This is a genomic window from Balnearium lithotrophicum (genome assembly GCF_900182585.1).
GTDB lineage: Bacteria > Aquificota > Aquificia > Desulfurobacteriales > Desulfurobacteriaceae > Balnearium > Balnearium lithotrophicum.
On record NZ_FXTM01000025.1, the window covers coordinates 1 to 16,736 of the forward strand.

The 16,736-nt window shown below is 41.3% G+C and carries 25 protein-coding genes; 3 read left to right on the forward strand and 22 right to left on the reverse strand.

The window, feature by feature from the left end; genetic code table 11:
* Positions 1 to 94 precede the first annotated feature (94 nt).
* The 10 genes from FN732_RS08310 to FN732_RS08355 form a co-directional block, all read right to left on the reverse strand.
* The gene (locus FN732_RS08310) at positions 95 to 1,540 is read right to left on the reverse strand and encodes a phage tail-collar fiber domain-containing protein (RefSeq protein ID WP_142936096.1); all 1,446 of its coding nucleotides are present in this window, start codon (positions 1,538 to 1,540) and stop codon (positions 95 to 97) included.
* Positions 1,540 to 2,391 carry a phage tail protein I gene (locus FN732_RS08315; protein WP_142936097.1) on the reverse strand — a complete coding sequence of 284 codons (852 nt, stop codon included), beginning with the start codon at positions 2,389 to 2,391 and terminating at the stop codon, positions 1,540 to 1,542. Before FN732_RS08315 ends, FN732_RS08310 begins: the two co-directional genes overlap by 1 nt.
* Complete coding sequence (locus tag FN732_RS08320; RefSeq protein WP_142936098.1) at positions 2,384 to 3,484, reverse strand: baseplate assembly protein; 1,101 nt, start codon at positions 3,482 to 3,484, stop codon at positions 2,384 to 2,386. Before FN732_RS08320 ends, FN732_RS08315 begins: the two co-directional genes overlap by 8 nt.
* 88 nt (positions 3,485 to 3,572) lie before the next feature.
* A complete protein-coding gene (locus FN732_RS08325) occupies positions 3,573 to 3,827 on the reverse strand; it encodes a helix-turn-helix domain-containing protein (RefSeq protein ID WP_246051367.1) in 255 nt (84 codons plus the stop codon).
* A complete protein-coding gene (locus FN732_RS08330; protein ID WP_142936100.1) occupies positions 3,811 to 4,122 on the reverse strand; it encodes a GPW/gp25 family protein in 312 nt (103 codons plus the stop codon). The genes FN732_RS08325 and FN732_RS08330 overlap by 17 nt, the downstream gene beginning before the upstream one ends.
* On the reverse strand, positions 4,106 to 4,489 hold the full coding sequence (locus FN732_RS08335) for a phage tail protein (protein ID WP_142936101.1): 384 nt from the start codon (positions 4,487 to 4,489) through the stop codon (positions 4,106 to 4,108). The genes FN732_RS08330 and FN732_RS08335 overlap by 17 nt, the downstream gene beginning before the upstream one ends.
* Positions 4,490 to 4,498: 9 nt before the next feature.
* Positions 4,499 to 5,137: a phage baseplate assembly protein V gene (locus tag FN732_RS08340; RefSeq protein ID WP_142936102.1), complete on the reverse strand. Its 639-nt coding sequence runs from the start codon at positions 5,135 to 5,137 to the stop codon at positions 4,499 to 4,501.
* Positions 5,134 to 6,087 (reverse strand): phage late control D family protein, encoded by a 954-nt coding sequence (locus tag FN732_RS08345; protein WP_142936103.1) that lies wholly within the window; start codon positions 6,085 to 6,087, stop codon positions 5,134 to 5,136. Before FN732_RS08345 ends, FN732_RS08340 begins: the two co-directional genes overlap by 4 nt.
* A 3-nt stretch (positions 6,088 to 6,090) precedes the next feature.
* Entirely contained in the window at positions 6,091 to 6,300 is a 210-nt protein-coding gene (locus FN732_RS08350) for a tail protein X (protein WP_142936104.1), read from the reverse strand.
* The gene (locus FN732_RS08355; protein WP_142936105.1) at positions 6,269 to 8,797 is read right to left on the reverse strand and encodes a phage tail tape measure protein; all 2,529 of its coding nucleotides are present in this window, start codon (positions 8,795 to 8,797) and stop codon (positions 6,269 to 6,271) included. The genes FN732_RS08350 and FN732_RS08355 overlap by 32 nt, the downstream gene beginning before the upstream one ends.
* Before the next feature lie 42 nt (positions 8,798 to 8,839).
* On the opposite strand from FN732_RS08355, the gene FN732_RS08360 reads away from it, so the two are divergent.
* Positions 8,840 to 9,061 carry a hypothetical protein gene (locus FN732_RS08360; RefSeq protein WP_142936106.1) on the forward strand — a complete coding sequence of 74 codons (222 nt, stop codon included), beginning with the start codon at positions 8,840 to 8,842 and terminating at the stop codon, positions 9,059 to 9,061.
* 60 nt (positions 9,062 to 9,121) lie between these two features.
* Here FN732_RS08360 and FN732_RS08365 read toward each other — a convergent pair whose 3' ends face one another.
* The 11 genes from FN732_RS08365 to FN732_RS08415 all read right to left on the reverse strand — a co-directional run bounded on the left by FN732_RS08365 (position 9,122) and on the right by FN732_RS08415 (position 15,794).
* Positions 9,122 to 9,379 carry a hypothetical protein gene (locus FN732_RS08365; protein ID WP_142936107.1) on the reverse strand — a complete coding sequence of 86 codons (258 nt, stop codon included), beginning with the start codon at positions 9,377 to 9,379 and terminating at the stop codon, positions 9,122 to 9,124.
* 20 nt (positions 9,380 to 9,399) lie between these two features.
* Positions 9,400 to 9,921: a phage major tail tube protein gene (locus FN732_RS08370; RefSeq protein ID WP_142936108.1), complete on the reverse strand. Its 522-nt coding sequence runs from the start codon at positions 9,919 to 9,921 to the stop codon at positions 9,400 to 9,402.
* A 12-nt stretch (positions 9,922 to 9,933) separates the two neighbouring features.
* Positions 9,934 to 11,094 (reverse strand): phage tail sheath family protein, encoded by a 1,161-nt coding sequence (locus FN732_RS08375; protein WP_142936109.1) that lies wholly within the window; start codon positions 11,092 to 11,094, stop codon positions 9,934 to 9,936.
* 13 nt (positions 11,095 to 11,107) lie between these two features.
* Positions 11,108 to 11,389: a hypothetical protein gene (locus tag FN732_RS08380; protein ID WP_142936110.1), complete on the reverse strand. Its 282-nt coding sequence runs from the start codon at positions 11,387 to 11,389 to the stop codon at positions 11,108 to 11,110.
* 86 nt (positions 11,390 to 11,475) lie between these two features.
* Positions 11,476 to 11,889 carry a hypothetical protein gene (locus FN732_RS08385; protein ID WP_142936111.1) on the reverse strand — a complete coding sequence of 138 codons (414 nt, stop codon included), beginning with the start codon at positions 11,887 to 11,889 and terminating at the stop codon, positions 11,476 to 11,478.
* Positions 11,886 to 12,929 (reverse strand): type II toxin-antitoxin system RnlA family toxin, encoded by a 1,044-nt coding sequence (locus FN732_RS08390; RefSeq protein WP_185954295.1) that lies wholly within the window; start codon positions 12,927 to 12,929, stop codon positions 11,886 to 11,888. The genes FN732_RS08385 and FN732_RS08390 overlap by 4 nt, the downstream gene beginning before the upstream one ends.
* A gap of 165 nt (positions 12,930 to 13,094) precedes the next feature.
* Positions 13,095 to 13,739: a hypothetical protein gene (locus tag FN732_RS08395; RefSeq protein ID WP_142936113.1), complete on the reverse strand. Its 645-nt coding sequence runs from the start codon at positions 13,737 to 13,739 to the stop codon at positions 13,095 to 13,097.
* Positions 13,740 to 13,755: 16 nt separating this feature from the next.
* Positions 13,756 to 14,460, reverse strand: coding sequence for a hypothetical protein (locus tag FN732_RS08400; protein ID WP_142936114.1), 705 nt, complete (start codon positions 14,458 to 14,460; stop codon positions 13,756 to 13,758).
* 138 nt (positions 14,461 to 14,598) lie between these two features.
* Positions 14,599 to 14,967 carry a hypothetical protein gene (locus FN732_RS08405; RefSeq protein WP_142936115.1) on the reverse strand — a complete coding sequence of 123 codons (369 nt, stop codon included), beginning with the start codon at positions 14,965 to 14,967 and terminating at the stop codon, positions 14,599 to 14,601.
* Complete coding sequence (locus FN732_RS08410; protein ID WP_142936116.1) at positions 14,958 to 15,305, reverse strand: hypothetical protein; 348 nt, start codon at positions 15,303 to 15,305, stop codon at positions 14,958 to 14,960. Before FN732_RS08410 ends, FN732_RS08405 begins: the two co-directional genes overlap by 10 nt.
* Positions 15,306 to 15,344: 39 nt before the next feature.
* Positions 15,345 to 15,794, reverse strand: coding sequence for a helix-turn-helix transcriptional regulator (locus FN732_RS08415; protein ID WP_142936117.1), 450 nt, complete (start codon positions 15,792 to 15,794; stop codon positions 15,345 to 15,347).
* A 97-nt stretch (positions 15,795 to 15,891) separates the two neighbouring features.
* On the opposite strand from FN732_RS08415, the gene FN732_RS09595 reads away from it, so the two are divergent.
* Both FN732_RS09595 and FN732_RS08425 read left to right on the forward strand, forming a co-directional pair.
* Complete coding sequence (locus FN732_RS09595) at positions 15,892 to 16,113, forward strand: helix-turn-helix domain-containing protein (RefSeq protein ID WP_185954296.1); 222 nt, start codon at positions 15,892 to 15,894, stop codon at positions 16,111 to 16,113.
* 13 nt (positions 16,114 to 16,126) lie between these two features.
* Positions 16,127 to 16,387 (forward strand): hypothetical protein, encoded by a 261-nt coding sequence (locus FN732_RS08425; protein WP_142936118.1) that lies wholly within the window; start codon positions 16,127 to 16,129, stop codon positions 16,385 to 16,387.
* A 76-nt stretch (positions 16,388 to 16,463) separates the two neighbouring features.
* Here FN732_RS08425 and FN732_RS08430 read toward each other — a convergent pair.
* Positions 16,464 to 16,736, reverse strand: a 273-nt coding sequence (locus tag FN732_RS08430) for an integrase core domain-containing protein (protein WP_142936119.1), incomplete at its 5' end; no start/stop codon positions are given.

The following is a 16,736-nucleotide window of genomic DNA, read 5'->3' on the forward strand; positions in this document are numbered from 1 at the left end:
CACTTGTCAGCCTGTGTTGCGAACCGTTCTACAAGCTGAGAGGTGTCATTTTTTAGTTCAAGTATTGCCTGTGTTAAGTCCATCTTCTACCTCCTTATTGGTTATTGAAAAGCATTTTCTTAGTTGCATAGCGGATGTTTTCAGGCTCCTCTGTTAGCACCAGAGGCTTGTCAAAAAGGAGTGTTCCATTCCAGATGAAAATGTCTGTTATAACTGGCATGTTGTACATGTTGAGCTTGATGTAAAAGTCTGCCGTATGGTCTCCCGTTACTACATACCCAAACTCGCAGGGTGGAGCACCTGCTCCGTAGCAATCCCCTATGTCGCTGATTACAAAGTCAGTAAGCTGGAAGTAACCGAACCTCTCTGTAAAGTGAACAAAGTCCGTCTGTCTTCCAATGCAGCCGAAATCTCCGTTGTTTATTACCTTAAACTGGAGTGAAAATCCTGTGTTATCGTCTATTCCGTCTAATGTTGCTACTTTGAGCCATTTTGTGGTTGAATCTCCCCTGAACGTATAGACCTTTAAGTCAAGTTCCGATTTTTTCAAAAAGTTATCATCTACGTATTTCCTTGTGGCGTAAGAGGAAAGCTGAGTGGTTAAGTAGTTCTTCGTTGCATAGCTGTCTAAGTCGGAAGTTTTTGCGAACGTACTATCAACGTAACTCTTATCTGCTTTTGAATTCTTTAAGTTCTCTATCTGGGTTTTGATGTCGTCTATTTCAGATTGAAAACCTGCTACAACGTCCGAATCTACTTTTTCCTTTACCTGAGCAAGGAGTTTCTCTATCTTGTCTATTTCCTCCTCTACCTCGTTTAGCTTGCTTGTGTTGACTACTCTCAGCTTTTCGGAGATGTCTGTTATTGCATTTCCTATCCTTGCTAAAACCGTTTGGTCTGTTAGCTCTTCAAGGAGAAGGTTATTCTCTATGTCTGCAGTTTTTTTATCTATATCGCTAACGTAGGGTAATAGAGCTTCAAGCTTTTCTTTTGTGTCGTTTGCAGTTTCCATTGCCTGTTCTGCCTTGTCCCTAACTGCTACTATTGCCACCTCGTGGTTAGTGAGGATTTGAGAGATTTGCATAAACTCTTCCGTGTAGAGAAGCTTTAAGTCTGGATTGCTTTCAACTACTTCCACCTTGTCAAGGGGAACATCTGTTACTCTGATTGAAATCCCTGCAAGGAGTTTCAGGTTTTTGTTCTTCCATGCAATCGGAACTTCAGGGTGAGACCAGACAAATGCAAGTGTTCCGTCCTCAAGATACCAGCCTATCTCCCTTATCCAGAATTCGGGAACGTCTTCGGGAATCAGAGCAGATAAATCCATGTAACCATCAGAAGGGAAAACCTTTCCGCTTGAAATCGGGACTCTGATTATTTCGTTCTTTAGACTTGTCTGGTCTTTGTCTGGAGTGTATCCTGCATCTCCAAAACCTATGTGGGTTAGTTTTAACTTTACCTCTGGAAGTCCTGAAGCCTGAAAGAACTTTTGAAGTCCTGCCGTTGTTGTTATCGGTATCAGCTTTATCTCTTCTGCCATTAGTTGATTCCTCCTGTGAGGTTAATCCTTAGAAAAGCAAGTGAGTTAAATGAGCCTGAAACTGCACAGGAAGAGGAAAAGCTCCACTCGGTTTCTACTGATTCAAGGGAGGCTTTTAAAACTCCAGCAGCTTTGGCAGTTGAAAAGATTGAAACTCCGTTTTCAAGGGATAGTCTCTTTTCCGTTTCCTCTTCAAGGGCGGTTTTTGTAAACGAGACAGGTTTTATGCCAGTTCCGAATATCCTGTACTCTCCATCCTGAGACATGAGGATTTTCTTTTCGGTGTCTTCCTTAAGGGATGCTTTTGTGAAGGTTGAGACTTTAGAGCTTGCAGCTGTTTTCTGTTCGTTTTCAAAGAAGACGTTGAATTTCAGTTCTTCTAAGTGGCTTCTTTCGTTCTTGTAGCTGTTTATGAGCTCAATCAGCCTGTCCTGAACCTGTGGAGTTAGAGTGATTCCGTGTTTTATTAGCTCTTCAAAGAAGAGGTCTATCTTGAACCTGTACGGGTTTCCACCGTACTCAAACCACTCCTTAACTTTTCCGCCAAGATTGAGGGTGGAAAGGACTTTTTCAACTGCGTATTTGGTTCCCTTGTACCTATGGAGTTCTATTGAGTTTTTGACAAGGTTCCTCTTCTCATCTATCGTCCTTGCTAACTCGTAACCTTCTACGTGGAACTGCCATGCGAGGAGGTCTAAAAGCTCCTCATCGTCTATTTCGTCAATTCTCGGGTAGATGATTACGTTGATTATCTGCTCTTTTACTTTTTGAAGTTCAGGGTCTGTTGATTCAAGGAGTGCCTTTATTATCGGGTCTTTTAGTAAATTTGGAGGTGCAACTTCTTTAAGCATCCTCTGCACCTCCGTAAAGGACTTCTACTTTTTCAGCCTGAGCCACAGACTCAACAGAAACAGGTATAAATAGAGGATTAGCCACCTCAACACGTTTAACTCCTCTAATTGACATTACAAGGTCTATGAGCCTTGATGGATTAACGTCGCAGCCTATATGGGATTTGGTTTCGTTTACAAACTGGGAAACCTTCTCGTTAACCTGCCTGTCTATTGACTGCTGTAGGGGAACGAAGTCCTTCTTGATGTAGTAGGTGAGGTTTACATCGTAAGTAACGACAGACGGAGCTTTTACTTCTACAAGGTCTGTTAAGGGCCTAACTCTTTCATCTGTTAATGTTTCCCTTACAAGATTGATTATTTCGTCTGTCGGAAGTTCTCCATCTTTCATTAGAACTACGACGGTTACTTTTCCGGGTTCAGGGGAAAAAACTGAAACGTCAGAAATGTCCTGGTGTGCAGTCTTTGCCCAGTAGATGTAAGCTCCTTTGCTTCCAGCATTTGAAAACTTCTCTGGAGCTATTCTTATCCTCTCCCTCAATCTCTCGTCATCTTCAACGTCTGAGCCGTAGAGGGAGGTGGTGATGTTTTCAACCTTAACAACGTAAGGAATTGGTGTAACCAAGAGATTTATCTGTCCGGGCTGAAAACCGTTTCCTGCGGTTCCCGGAGTTTCGCAGACGGCATCTACGTCAGCGTAGGTTTCTCCGGGATTAATCACTGCTTCTTTTGTTGTTTTGAAGAATATTTTCTGGTCAGGAGTTGCTTCCGTTCCTTGAGGGATAACAACAGGGAAGGTTTTCGGAGAGTTTATGTAGAACCTCAAGGTAGTTCTTGAAGGTTGTGCTGGAAGTCTCTTAACTCCTAAGAGTTCTCCTAATCTATCGAGGGCTTCTCCTCTTGCAAATGCCAAAAGGTTCTGGTTTGCAGCATCGTTTATCTGGAAGTTTTGAACGGAAACTACGTAAGAAAGAAGTGAAACTAAAAGGTTCACAGGGTCGGCAGGATAGATTTTCCTTCCGAGAATCTCTTCCGTTTTTTCGAGTATTTCCCTGTAGATTTTTTGAGAGTCGTAGTTAACGAAGTTCAGCATATTTTCCCTGCCAGTATGCTTTTGGTTAGAAATTACCACTGACGGATGTCCCCGGTGGGGTCATGGAGGGCTATGGGAAACGGAAAGGCTATTCAATCAGCCAGCTGTTGTTGTTTGCGGCAAACTCAATAAGCTCGTTTCTCGGAATTCTCCACTGAGTCCCCAACTTGGTTGCTCTTACCTTGCCGCTGTATATCCACTTTCTCACCGTTTTTGGTCTTACTCCAAAAATTTCCGCAACTTCTTCTGTTGAAAAGAAGGGTTTTTGAGGAATTAACTCTTCAAGATACTCCGCAAAGGAAGTTATGAAAATTGAAAACTTCTTCTTAAAGGCCTCCCTCACTGTGGGCAACTTTTATTTCTCCGTATCGGGTTGCAAGGGTAACTTCTACTTTTGGTTTACCGTCTTGCGACGGAATTATTGAGATTCTTTTTACCTTTGCTCTATTTTCCCACTTTTCAATCTGGGAGTAGATTTCCTCCTTGAGCTTCATTTCAAGTTCTGGAGTAAGTGTATCTATCAAGTCCCAGCTAATTCCAAAATCCCGCATCAAAGGAACGCTTCCCTTGGGCGTGGCGAGTATCGTTCTCACGTTTTGAACTATTTCCTCAATTTCGCTTTTAGGATTGATTACCAAGGCCGTCCTCTCTTAAGATTAAGTTTACAAGAATTTTCAAGGGGTTTCCATTTTTGTCAGTTCTCTCAACTTCTTCCCGTAGTTCCTCTATCACGAATTTTCCCTTCACGTAGTCTCCGATTATGAGGAGGTAGCTTTCCCCTTTTTCAAGGTATTCTTTGAGTTTTTCAACTTCTTTTGCCGGGTTGCAGAAGGAATAGTGGAAATTGATGGACATTTCTACTTGTTCTGGTTCTAATCCCGTGAAGTGGAGTTTTTCTTTTTCCTTGAAAATGGAGATTCTTGAAAACTTCGCTCTATTAAGACGATTCAGACTTTGAGGGGTTTTCACGAGCTGGAAAATGACTTCTCCGAATTTTCCCCACATGGCTTCTCCTTAATGGGTATGGTGCGGCGTGTTGCCACCTTCGTCTATGATTGAACCTGTTGCATGAAGGTTCCCGTCAACTTCAACGTTTCCTTCAACCGTAAGGCTTCCAACAATTCTGAAATCTCCTTCAAGAAAACCAATTGTTGGAGAATTGTTCTGGAGATTTATTGCTGGAGCTTGGAGGGTTATTTGTGATGAGCTTTTGATGAGGACGTCGTCTTTTACAACGGCGGACATGTGTCCGCTCACCTCTATTTCAACGTTTCCTTTAACGTCTGCGTAGAGCTTGTGATTTGCCGTGTCGTATTCAAGAACTGTTCCATCTTCAAACTTTACGTGGAACTTGTTTTCGTCCTTTACGGGAGGCTGGTTATCCTCGTCGTAAACTGTTCCGATTATGAATCCGTCTGTAGTTCCAGATTGGGGCAAAAGCAGACAGATAACCTTTTGACCTTCCCTCAAAGGGAAATAGGTTTTGTTTTGATACGTGAAGGTTTCGGCAATCTGCAGTTCCCTTGAAACGACACAATCAAAGTCCTTGAATTCAACTACTGCGGTGTGGTTTTCAGGGTTGTAGTGTTTAACTATTCCGACCTTCACTATGTTCATGACTAACTGAAAGAGCTTTTCTATCTGAGAGGTCATCTTACTCTCCTTACTGTTAGGGTTGTCTGGTAACCTTCCGAATCTACCGTGTGGCTTGACTCCTCAATCAGGTAGTTTCCGGTGAATATGTCCTCAAGTTCAAGTCTAATCACTGCTCCCGCAACTAAGGACATGTTCCCTTCAACGGTTATGCTCCCCGACATTTTCCACCTGTTTCTCCTCTTTAGCTCTGCCTTTGCCCTCTTTTTTGCCTGTTCTAATGATTCAACCTTGTCGTGGATTTTTAGGGTTTCTCCAACGGGAATTTCTTTTTCTACGTAGGTGTAGGAGAGGTCCTTGTTTTTAAGGGAGTCGTGGTAGTAAACGGTGCAGGCTCTGTAAACTGTGTCTATCTGGTCGTCAAGGTCTATATCTATCAGCTGGTTTTCCCTTATTACCGTTATTGGTTTCTGGTTTTCAAATTCGTCCCTTTCTACGAAAAAGAGTCTGTCTGGCTGGATTTTTAGGTAGCAGTTCCACTTATCTGCAAGGGTTTTTAGAAACTCAGCATCTGTCTGCTGGTTCTGCTGGAGGTTTTCTATTTTTACGTCGTCCACTTTTACGACAGGTTCCAAGCCGTTTTCCTCTGCTATCTGACTTACGATTTTTGAAAGGGAGGTGTTTTTAAAGTTTCTGTTTTTCTTTGTCTTGTGGATTTTCAGAGTTCTCCTTATTGCAGTTGCCTCTATCTGGAAGGTGTAAAGTCTTCTCTTAACGGAGTCTATTCTGAACTTCCCGCAGGGGAACCCGTCTATGAATGCCGAAATTTCTGCGTCCGGTGAAGGGTAGGAAGTCAGGGAAAACTCCTTTTTCTCGTTGTAAAGTTCAAGGGATAGGGTGTCTGCTTTTTCTGTTGAATCGGTGTAGGTAAGTGAAATTAGATACTCCTCAAGTGCTTTCGTTACGTTCCTGTTTTCGTAAAAGACTTCAACTTCTACCTTTCTCGGCATTCACTACCTCTTCCAGATTGGGAGTTTATCGGTTTTGTTTTCTTTCGGCTTTTCTGGAACTACAACTTTTAAGTTTGCAGGCAGAAGCTCGTAATTTGAAAGCTCTGGATTGGCTTCAAGGAGCAGGTGCATGTAGTGTTCGCCTCCGTAGTACTTCTTTGCTATCTGGTCCCACGCCTCGTTATGAACGGTCGTATGAATTGCCGATGCCATAGTTTGTCTTTGCCTCCTTTCTCTGTTTTTCCCTTTCGTATTTTTCAATTTCTCTTCTCACCATCTTGGCTATCTTTACCCCGTCCTCTTCTGAAACTTTCCCGTTAACGGTTATGTTTATGTGATAGTGGGTTGTGCTTTGAACACTGTGGGTTTGGGTTGATTGGACGTTTGAAAGGTAGTGGGAAACTGGATATTGGGAAGCTGCAGAAATGCCAGGAACCGAGATGAGGGGTGCAAGGGATAGGGAGAAGGCAGAGGTCAGCTTTGGGATTTCAAAGGCAGTTTTTACGGTTTGAACGATTTCGGGAAGGGAAATTTTGGGAAGCTCTGAAAACACAAGTTTTACAGGTTGAGTTAGTTCCTTAATTGTTGTTGGAATAGTTAATACGTGTTTTGGAGTTTCACTAATTATCTCCCAGAGATTCTTGGCAAGAGAGGAAACCCTTGAAATTAGGGAGTCTCCCTTTATTCCTTCTGCTATCGTTTCAACAAACCTTATTCCTGTTTTGTGAAGGTCTGAAAGAGGCCCCTCTTTTGCAGGGGAGAAGGGAAGGAGATTGCGAACTTTTGAAAGGACATCCTTAACGGTTCCGACTACCTCTCCGAACTTTGACTTGATTCCCTCAATTAGGGTGGAGATTATCTTTGAACCTGCATTGAAGAGGTTTATGGACGATAGGAACTTAAAGACCTTCTGCCACTCTTTAATTACAATTCCGTAAGGAGAATAAGAAATAATCGCTTTCGCAAGGAAAGCAAAAGCATCTTTCCCAAAGACAACTATTTTTGACAGAATCTTTGTTATCCCTTTTCCTAAACCCTCAAAAGCTGTAAGGATGTCGCTTCCTATTTTGGAGGCTTTTCCAAATAAATCTCCAATACCGCCTAAGAATCCTTTTACAGCTTTAAAAACATCGGAAAAGAAGGATTTTAAATGGCCCCAGTTTTTGTAAATCAGAAAGCCCGCAAGTGCAACGGCAGAAGCTGCAAGGAAGATTGGATTTGTTAAAAGAGATGCACTGAAAGCCCTTACTATTGGAATGCCAAGTTTTAAAACTTCAAAAAGCGTTCTTCCAGCCGACGTGTAAAACTTGAAACCTTCTACTGCAAGGCTTAAAGCTTTAGCTGAAAATGCAGTTGCTGCTGCTAAACCTGCCGTTGTGGTAGCAAGAAGTCCAAAAGCTCCTGCACCCCACCCCATTATTGAAGCCAAAGTTTTGTGGTTATCAACTAAGTCCTTTACTGTAACCGCAAAAGAAGATAAAACGTCTGCACCCGTTTTGACTACAGGGAGAAATAAGGCTCCCAAGCTTATTTTTACAGAAGACACGGCCTGTGAAAGTCTGCTGAAAGCAAATGCAGTGGATTGGCTCATTTTCTTAAAGGCTTCCTCTGTCTCCCCTCCTACGTTCTGGAACTCCTTGAGGGTTTTTACGAACGTATCTGGGTCTGCTACGAACATATTTACGACCTTTTGAGCTTCTACGCTCCCGAAAATCTCAGAAAGCATCTGAGCCTGATCTGCCTCTGTAAGTCCAGCCTCCCTCATTGCATCGGTTATCTCTTTGAGAGTCCCTACAAGTCCCTTTTGTTTTAAGGTTTCCTTGTTAATGGTTATTCCCAACTGCTGAAATGCTTTTTGAGCCTGAGAGGTAGGAGCTATGAGGGAGTTAACAATGTCCCTGATTGACGTCATAGTTTGGCCAGTATCAAGACCTTTGGCGGTTGCCGCGGCAACTACTGCAGAGAATTCCTTGAACTTTATGCCTGCAGCCGCAACTGTTGATGCCACTCCTCCTATGTCCCTCGCTATCTCTTCAAAAGTAGTCCTACCCTTTGCAATTGTTTTGAAGATGTAATCGGAAGCTTGATTAAGATTCAGCCCCCATGCCTTCATTACCGTTATGAGTGTATTGTTGGCTGTTGAAATGTCGCTAACTCCTGCAACGGCAGACTCTCCTGCTACTTTGATAATTTCAAGTGCTTTTTTCGGGTCAAACCCGGAGGAAATAGCATCGTAGAATGCTTTTGTAACTGCTAATTTGCTCTGTCCTAACTCGTTTGAGATTTCAAGGAGCTGGTTAGAGTAGAGTTTCTTGAACTTTTCAAAGTTTTCCTTCGTAAGGGTTGATGCCTCTGCAATCCCTTTCTCAAATTCGACAGCATCAACCACTACACTTCTTAACCCGAGTGTTATGGCACCGCCAATTGCTCCTGCTTTTAGGGTTATGTCTTCAAGTTTTTCCGAAAAATCGTTCAAGTTTTTAGGGTTGAAGGTTTTGTAAAGGATTGAGGATAAGGAATAAAACTCCTTTTCTGCCTTTTTGGTTTCTTCTGTGGTTTTCTTTATCTGCCGGGTTAAGGAGTTAATGGAATCTTCATTCTTCAGGGAAGAGGTAACGGCTTTTAGTTCCTCTACTCCTTTTGATGCCTTTCCTATGTTGCGGAGGAAGTTATCTCCGTACAATGTAAGGGCTATTGCGAGTTCAAGCATTTGTTCCCTCGAAAACCTATATTTTTACATTGGAGGTGGAAATTGATTGAAAAACTCTTAGGCTGGTTCTTTGCTCTGTGTGTAATTTCAGTTGTAGTTGCTTTTTTCATAGACATTGTCATCATAGCTCTTTCACCGTTTATAGGCATTGCTTACCTCATTGCCGATTGGTACGAAAGGAAATCTTCCTCTGATACTCAACCAGCTTCTCAAGGAGAAACTGAAGCCTCTTTAAGGGAATCTCCAAAAACTCACGGTAGTTAATCCTCAACTCCCTCATGGCAATAACGGGAATGAGTTCGGGGCTGTCTGCCCGAAGCAGACCTACCCCGTTTGTTGAAAAACCGTGTAAAGCCTTGCAAAGTCCGAAAGAGGAAGTTTTTTCAATTCTTCGGCCGTTACTCTTTTGCCGTCTATTTCAATAAGCTGCTCCATCAAAGTCAGAATAGCTTCCTTGAAGCCTCCTCCTGTTTCCTGAGCTATTTCAACGGCAGTTAAGAAATCTTCCCCGGTTCCTTCGTAAACTACGGCTTTTCTACCGTCTGAAAGTTTCAATTCCTTTAAAACCTGCCTGTTTTCCATTGTTCAACTCCTCCTTTCTTTTACGCCATTCCAAGATTTCTTCTAACGTCTGCAAGGTAATCTTTGCCGTTTATTACGCACACGCAGTTAAGGGGGTCAACCTCGTAAATTACTTTTCCGTCGACTTCCAACTTGTAGTAGGTTACTGTGAACTCAAGCTCTGCATCCTGCGGCTTGTTCCTTTCAAGTTTCCCCGGATTAACAGATAGGGGCAAAACTTTCATTGATGCCACGAGTCCAACAGACCTGAACTTTCCAGATGCAGGGTCGTACTGCTGGAGGGAACCGTAGGCTGTTATGAGGTGCCCCTCGGGTTCTAAAAGTTTTGCAAAGTCCTTCGTTGCCGTTGAAAACTTTAGTTTCAGCTTCATCTCCTTAACGTGTCCGATTGTTGGAGTCTCAACCTCTCCGCTTATTCCAAGTGCTGTCATTTTGTCTGAAAGGTGTTCTACTTTGGGAAGCTCCACCGTAGCACTTCCAAGCAGAACGTTCCCCTCTAAATAGACCTTTGAGTTCTGGACTTTATCCGGAATGTTTGCCATGTCTCACCTCCATTAGTTTCCAAATAGGACTTTCCAGTAGTTCGGGTCGTACTCCGTTATGAACTCAATCTTTCTTGCAGGAGATGGGGGAGTGAACCAGATGTGGAACTTGATTATTCCGTCCATCAGGTCTGTTACGGGGTTCTCTCCCTCTAAAAAGGCTATTCTTCCCCCTAAGATGTCCTCCCTTGCAGATAGTCCGTTGAGTCTTACCTGATAGGAGTCAGTTATCGTTCTTACAAACCTCCTTGTTATGTTTCCGTCAAGTTTTTGGTTGAACGTGAGTATCAGCTCGTTGTTCAGGAAGTTGAACATGTGGCGGACGTTGTCAAAAGTGTCCTTGGGGTCCGTGCTTGAAGGGTATGCGGCGGTTCTTGCTCCCCAGAATACCCATCCGTTGGCGTTGTTGTAAAGGGGCGTAACTCCCTGACCTGCTAAGTAGTTTGCCTGGTCAAGCCCTAAATGAACGTCTGAATCGTTTATGTAGAGGGGCTTGTTTGAAACTGTCTTTGATGGGATTCCGTCGTTTTCTGCATCTATCCTTGCCTTTCTGAAAGCCGCCAACGTTGAAGGGTGGTATTTCTTCTCTCCCGATATTCCCTTACCGTAGAGGGCTTTTACTTGAGGGAATTTCAGGCCGTTGTTAACAAGGTAGGCAGGTGCATCGGTGTACTTGTCAACTTCAACGTCAATGTATGCCATTGCCTTGAAGTGGCCGTTTATGGCTCCTGCCTTTGCCGCCATTGCGGTTGCAACGGAAGGGTCTTTTGAGAATTTCGGGGCTATGATGATTGAGGGAACCAGACGAAACTTGGGGTAGATGTCCTCTATGACTTCAAGTCCCGTTTTCTGCAGGGTGTTCGGGTCAACTCCTCCTATTACGGCAGAGGAATCAATCTTGTCTGTATCCGGGTTTCCGACGTTTATGAAAACTACGGGGGAGACGTGTTCGAGTTTGAATGCAACCTCTGCGGCTTCCTCCAACGTGAACTTGTCAAAGTCTCCACCTATTCCGAAAGTGTCTGCAAATTCGGAGTAGTCAAAAACGAGTCTTGGAACGTTCTTTGGTCCCTGCTTTGCGGTTCCTACAACGGCAACTAAGGTTCCCGTTCTGACGGGCGGAAGCAGGGAGGTCGGTTTTTCTACAACTTCAACAGACCTATCGTATCCCATTTTTCAGTCCTCCTTATTTTTTAAGTGATTTGAGGTATTTCTCCCTCTCCTTTTCCAACTCTTTCTCTTTTTCGGGAGAGTATTCTGATAGAGGGACAAAGAACTTCCTTAGTTCCTCCGGGGCGTAGAGGGGAACTTCTGTGAAGATTTGGCCTTTTCTCAAGAAGAATTTCTCGTTTGAAATCGTGGGACCAGCGTAGATTACCCTCGTATCTTTTGGCTGCTGTTGGGGTTGGCTTTGAGGTTGTTCTTGAACGTTTTGAACTTCCCCGACGGTTTCCTTTTCCTTAGCCATAGCAAAACCTCCAGAAGTCGTTTTCTGTTAGATTAACTTCTGGAGGTGTCCCCGGTGGGGTCGTGGAGGGCTATGGAGGCTCTATCTTAAAGTGATAAAACAGTTTCAAATTTCTTCTTTTCAGAGGGGAGTAAAAATTCAAGAAAAACATTTTTATTTTTTTTATAAACTTCCTTAATATTTTCTAATAAATAGTGTGGAATGTCTTGAATGGAAAATTCTTTACCTTCTAACCAATTTATTTCATCTGTTCTCTTATTGTATGTAAACTTTAGAAGTGTCTTATCTCGATTCCCAGCGACTGGTAGAATGTCCACATAGACATCTATAACATTCTTTTTTATTCTCTGTGCCTGCTTTTTGACTTCTCTGTCAACTATTTCCAGATAGCTGAAGATATGAGTAGACCCGAAAGGAATTACCAATATGAAATCTTTGCTATTTCCTATGAAAAATCCGCACCATTTCATGTTAGGACGTCTAACCGTTCTAAATCTCATAGCAATCCAACCTGATTAAGGTTTTTTATAACCTCGTAAACCTCGTTAAGTATGCTCTCTGCATCTTCTCTGTTCAAGAAAATAGACCACTTAAATTCTGCGTGCTGTAATTTATGTCGTCTGTCAACTATAAATTGATAGGTTTTTTCAATAGCCTGAACTTGAGAATCCGTGAAGGAATTGCAGAATTCTTCTTTCAAAACATACTTACCGTTTTCATTGCGAAATTGCGTGAACTTCTTGTTTTTATCAAGAGCACTGAATATACACTTTTTCACGAAAATCCTCTTTAGAATCCCTTCAACAGCTTTCAATGAACAAGAAATGGAAGGATAAAAATCAGGTAAATCCTTATGCAGGGTTGTCATGTAAACGGAGGTTTTAAGCCACCTCTTTTCTTGGTCATCTAAGTTATGGTAAGCGTTACCTAATTGCTTTGTTACTTCCTTTTCTACAATGTTATCTGGAAATTTCTCTTCTACTCCCTGTATTTGAGCATAATTAGAGAATATTAACTTGATAACTTCTATAGGTGATTTTGAAGAAGCGTTTGCATACCACATACAGATTTCATCAAATATCCTATTTTTCTTACCGGTTATGTAAAGTCTGGATTTCTGGGGATAATAATGTACAGTCAATTGTTGTCCTGAGTGCCAAGACAATTTTAAGAGAACTTCATAGTCTCTATTTTCTATTTTCTCTATGGTAATACCAGTATCCTTCAAGTATCTTTGAAAATCATCAAACAGTTCTTGAGTTACTCCATCTAAAGGTTCATTTACATCTTGAAGGTAACCGCACCTATCCACTATTTGCTGTGCTATTTGTTCTGATAATGAAGGATTCTTGCCTATGTTGTACTGTATAGTTGCTCCGTCCTGCTTAAACCAAACCAGGATTAATGCCGGCTTCTGCCCCGGTAAAGTAATCTTTATCTTTAAACTTTTTCCTTTCGTAAATCCTTTCTCTATTTGTGCTCCTTTTAAGGATTCTAACTCCTTCAGAATTTCATCAAGCTCTTTTTCAGTTAGATTCACCTTACGAAAAGAACTCACATTTCCCCCCTATTCAACGCAAAGTGCTCCACTAATACCACTTTTCTTTTGTTAGCTGTTAAACTACCTACTCAACCTATTTAAAGTATAAGCAAACACCGTATATGTCTTCAAGTCCCGAAATTCAATTCACTCCATGCTTTTTAATCACCGTAATCCAGAAAGAGGATTGACCCCCCATTTACCAATTCCAGGAGGAGCAGGTTGATAGGGGCCTGATTCACATATGAGTCTAAAACTCCGTTTAACAGAACTTATTTCGCCACTTATATCTTTGAGATAAAGCCTGACTTTGACATCGTAAAAACTTTCAGAAAGATTTTGAGGTTGCGGGATCTCCTTTAAAATTTCTGCTCCTAAAAGTTGGTAAATCCCATAATTGTTTTTAAGAAATTCCCTACCATTAGGGTTATCTTTTTTCCATGTTTCTTGGCAGAGATTATACATTCTGTCCCAATCTTTTTCTTTCCAAGCTTCCAAGAATGCAATAAGTGTTTTAGTGGCTTGACTCCAGTTACCAGAGAAAGAAGGGAAAGGATATCTTTCAATTGATTTTGCAGTTTTGTTTGAAATAACTTTTGTTTCCTTTTTTTGAGCTTTCGAAGATTTAATAGTGTTTTGATTTTGAAGTTCTTTTGTCTGAGGAGGAGCTATTACTCCTGCAAGAGTAAAACTGATTAATGTAAGAATACCTGCCTTCTTAGCAGGTTTTCTTTTTATAAGAGCGTAAACAAAATAACTTAAGCTTATAAGAAATATAAATATAAATACATTTGCAATAAGGTCTCTCACTTCCTCTCTCCGTAGTTTATTTTGATTTTTTCATCTTGCTTTTTAAACTTCTGTAAGCTTTGAACAGTTCAAGTAATTCAATTTCTCCAAAGTTATCAGTTCCCCACCTTTTAAGAGCTTCTGCCTTCGGGTCAACACCAGCCTTGTTACACGCAAAATAGAATTTCTTTATCATCTTGTTTCTATTGTAAGGAGGAACCCCGTTTTTATACAGCACTCCTGCAACAGAATCAATCCAACCGTTCAGGTAGCGGTAAACGCACTTAACATTTTCTTTTGGCAAAAGTTCCAGTTTTGAGTACCTACATCTCTTTTGAAGTTCAGAGTATATAGTTGGATACGGATTTTGAGTAATTCGAAAGTCTAACTTTAATCCGCTTTTCGGTATTCCACAATAAAGAGCAAGCTTTATCAGGTCAACAAGTTCTTCTACCATATTTTTTATAGCTCTCTGGGTAGAGGTATCTGCATAGATAGATTCATCCCTAATTATTTGGACTCTCTTGATTTCTCCAACGTGAACTTTTTCCGCTTTATTTATTACGGTGCTGTTTTCATAGTGATTGTTAGCTATTATTTGCTCAACCTCTATTTTTGATAATTCTGCAAGTTTCCTGTAAATGTCCTCTTCAGGAACATTGTGCCTTTTTGCAATGTCTTTCACCCAAGCCTTTGTAAGGTTTTCGAGTTCTATTTCCCAATCAGCTTTCCAATCCTCCACTCCTCCCTCCTTTCAAATTAATGTTAGCGGGAGTTTTTCTTATCAACGTAATCGAAATAATAAGGAATAGCCACCAGGGCTACGGCGAAAAAAGTAAACATTATTCCCATAAGAACTATTATTACTTTTGCAGTAGTATCACTCATCTTGATTTTCTTCCTCAAGACAGTTCAACAAATTATCAAGCAATTCGTGAACAGGAATATTGGAAAACTCACTTTTGCTGTAGAGTCTTACAAAAATTAAAGCTTGGTCATAGACGCCCCAAATTAGACGAAGTCCCCCACTTTTTCCTCTTCCACTGCATCCTTTAAGCCTGCTTTTGTAGAGAGCAAAATCATCTTCTTTATGTAAAAGAACCTGCAGTTTTAGGGATTCTGGATTTTTAACCAGCAATTCAGCTAATGCTACAGATTCCACCTTTAAATCTCTTCCTTTGCATTTCTTTGACAAATTCTTGACATCTTTAAGGAAACAATCACAGAAGATATGTTTCTTTATCTGCACAGTTTTTCCAACCTCTCCCTGATTAAAAAGCTCCTCTTAGCAAGTTCTTTTTTCAACTGATACGTTTTGTAAGCCTCTTCAAGGTCATCCAGAATCTCTTTTCTAACCTTTCTACTTAAAGGTAAACGTTTAAAAAGCTTTCTAAAAGATTCTACATCCCCTTCTGTCTTCTCCAAGACACCAATTAACATAGCCTCAAATTCTGCTCTGAAAATCTCATTATTCCTATATTTTTCGTATTTCCTTTCAAGCATTCTTCCTACTTCCTTCAATTCAGGTTCTTCATCTAAGTTAGAGCGAAACGTAAAGAAATTCCATAAAGTTTCTCCTATTAGCATGGTGCTTCTCCTCTATTAGCTGTTAAGACTACCTACTATCTAAGTTAAAAAAATTTTAGCATAGTTTTTGCCCAACTTATTCAGTTCTTCCCTCCAGTCAGCTTCTTCTCTGTCCTTTATGGGTTTAACCTTTTTATAGAGAAACTTGACCATCTCAATTATTTCTTCTTCGGGGACTCCATTTAAAAGACCAGCTTTGTAGTAGCCCTCTATCAGTTCGGTTATCCTCTGGAAAAGCTCCCTATCAATGGGAGATGGAACAGGAATGTTGTGTTCATTGTTTATGAACATATTTCCTTTTCCTGTTAGAAGCCAATTTAGATTGACATGAAACAGCTTTAAGAGTTTAGTCAAAACTTCTGCATCCGGCTGGGACTTATTTGATTCATATCTTCTCAAAGTCATCATGGAAATGCCAAGCTTTTGTGCTAATTCTTCTTGAGTCAGTCCTAAAGATTTTCTTAAGTATTTAAGCCTTTCTCCTAACATTTTTGTCCTCCTTTGGTTGACAATAGAACAATTTTGTTCTATATTCCAATTAGGCTGATTAGTCAGCTAATTAAATCGTATCAAACAGGAGGACAGAATGAGCAGAAAGGTAATCAAGGAGGTAAGGAGAAGGCTCTACATGGAAGACAAGAACCTAACCCACATGGCAAAGGACTTGGGTATCTCTTACTCCTACATGCTTGATGTTCTTCACGGAAGAAGAAAGTCAGTTCCTGTAGTCGAAAGGATAGCCGCCTATCTGAACTACCCCGAACTTGTGGAGCTCTACAAAGAAGAATTTGCAGTAGTTCAAAGATAAAGGGAGGTGAGTGGTGAACGGTGAATTTGTGAGTGTTCGCAGAAAGATAGCAAAAAGAATCCTGAAATTAGCAGAGGAGATTGCAGAGAGGGTGGAGGATTCCCCAAACCTTGAAGATGAGATTTTCTGTGAGATGATGTCCAACATCTGTGCACTACGCAGTTTGGGAGTTCTTGAAAGGTTACTCATGATGTTTGAGGAAGAGCTGAAAAATGAGCTGGTAACCGGATTGAGTGAACAGTTGGACTGTATTCAAGAAAAGGAGGGCAAGTGATGGAATACCTTGCCCTCATCATCCTGATAGGTCTTTTCTGCCTCGCACTTCCAGAAGACTTTGACGAACAGGAGGTTCAAGATGAAAGGTAAGCCGTTTGACTGGTATCTGTGTTCTCGTTCAATACATGGTGGACACCCTGGAGTTTTTTAATATATTCCTCAAACTTCTCTACTGGAGTCTTATAACCAAGACCTTGATGAGGCCTAACGAAGTTGTAAAAGCTTAGATACCTAAATAGTTTCCTGTTCATTTCATCAACTGTCGGCTCAGTCCCTTCTATCATCCACAGTTCCTTCTCCACCGTCTGTATGAACCTTTCAACATGTGCATTGGTCTTGGGAGACCT

What these genes read in the sequence shown, in the direction of transcription:
- FN732_RS08310 (WP_142936096.1), bottom strand. Translation starts at nt 1,540, where the DNA reads ATGGCAGAAGAGATAAAGCTGATACCGATAACAACAACGGCAGGACTT.
- FN732_RS08315 (WP_142936097.1), bottom strand. Translation starts at nt 2,391, where the DNA reads ATGCTTAAAGAAGTTGCACCTCCAAATTTACTAAAAGACCCGATAATA.
- FN732_RS08320 (WP_142936098.1), bottom strand. Translation starts at nt 3,484, where the DNA reads ATGCTGAACTTCGTTAACTACGACTCTCAAAAAATCTACAGGGAAATA.
- FN732_RS08335 (WP_142936101.1), bottom strand. Translation starts at nt 4,489, where the DNA reads ATGTGGGGAAAATTCGGAGAAGTCATTTTCCAGCTCGTGAAAACCCCT.
- FN732_RS08340 (WP_142936102.1), bottom strand. Translation starts at nt 5,137, where the DNA reads ATGACCTCTCAGATAGAAAAGCTCTTTCAGTTAGTCATGAACATAGTG.
- FN732_RS08345 (WP_142936103.1), bottom strand. Translation starts at nt 6,087, where the DNA reads ATGCCGAGAAAGGTAGAAGTTGAAGTCTTTTACGAAAACAGGAACGTA.
- FN732_RS08350 (WP_142936104.1), bottom strand. Translation starts at nt 6,300, where the DNA reads ATGGCATCGGCAATTCATACGACCGTTCATAACGAGGCGTGGGACCAG.
- FN732_RS08355 (WP_142936105.1), bottom strand. Translation starts at nt 8,797, where the DNA reads ATGCTTGAACTCGCAATAGCCCTTACATTGTACGGAGATAACTTCCTC.
- FN732_RS08365 (WP_142936107.1), bottom strand. Translation starts at nt 9,379, where the DNA reads ATGGAAAACAGGCAGGTTTTAAAGGAATTGAAACTTTCAGACGGTAGA.
- FN732_RS08370 (WP_142936108.1), bottom strand. Translation starts at nt 9,921, where the DNA reads ATGGCAAACATTCCGGATAAAGTCCAGAACTCAAAGGTCTATTTAGAG.
- FN732_RS08375 (WP_142936109.1), bottom strand. Translation starts at nt 11,094, where the DNA reads ATGGGATACGATAGGTCTGTTGAAGTTGTAGAAAAACCGACCTCCCTG.
- FN732_RS08380 (WP_142936110.1), bottom strand. Translation starts at nt 11,389, where the DNA reads ATGGCTAAGGAAAAGGAAACCGTCGGGGAAGTTCAAAACGTTCAAGAA.
- FN732_RS08385 (WP_142936111.1), bottom strand. Translation starts at nt 11,889, where the DNA reads ATGAGATTTAGAACGGTTAGACGTCCTAACATGAAATGGTGCGGATTT.
- FN732_RS08410 (WP_142936116.1), bottom strand. Translation starts at nt 15,305, where the DNA reads ATGCTAATAGGAGAAACTTTATGGAATTTCTTTACGTTTCGCTCTAAC.
- FN732_RS08415 (WP_142936117.1), bottom strand. Translation starts at nt 15,794, where the DNA reads ATGTTAGGAGAAAGGCTTAAATACTTAAGAAAATCTTTAGGACTGACT.
- FN732_RS09595 (WP_185954296.1), top strand. Translation starts at nt 15,892, where the DNA reads ATGAGCAGAAAGGTAATCAAGGAGGTAAGGAGAAGGCTCTACATGGAA.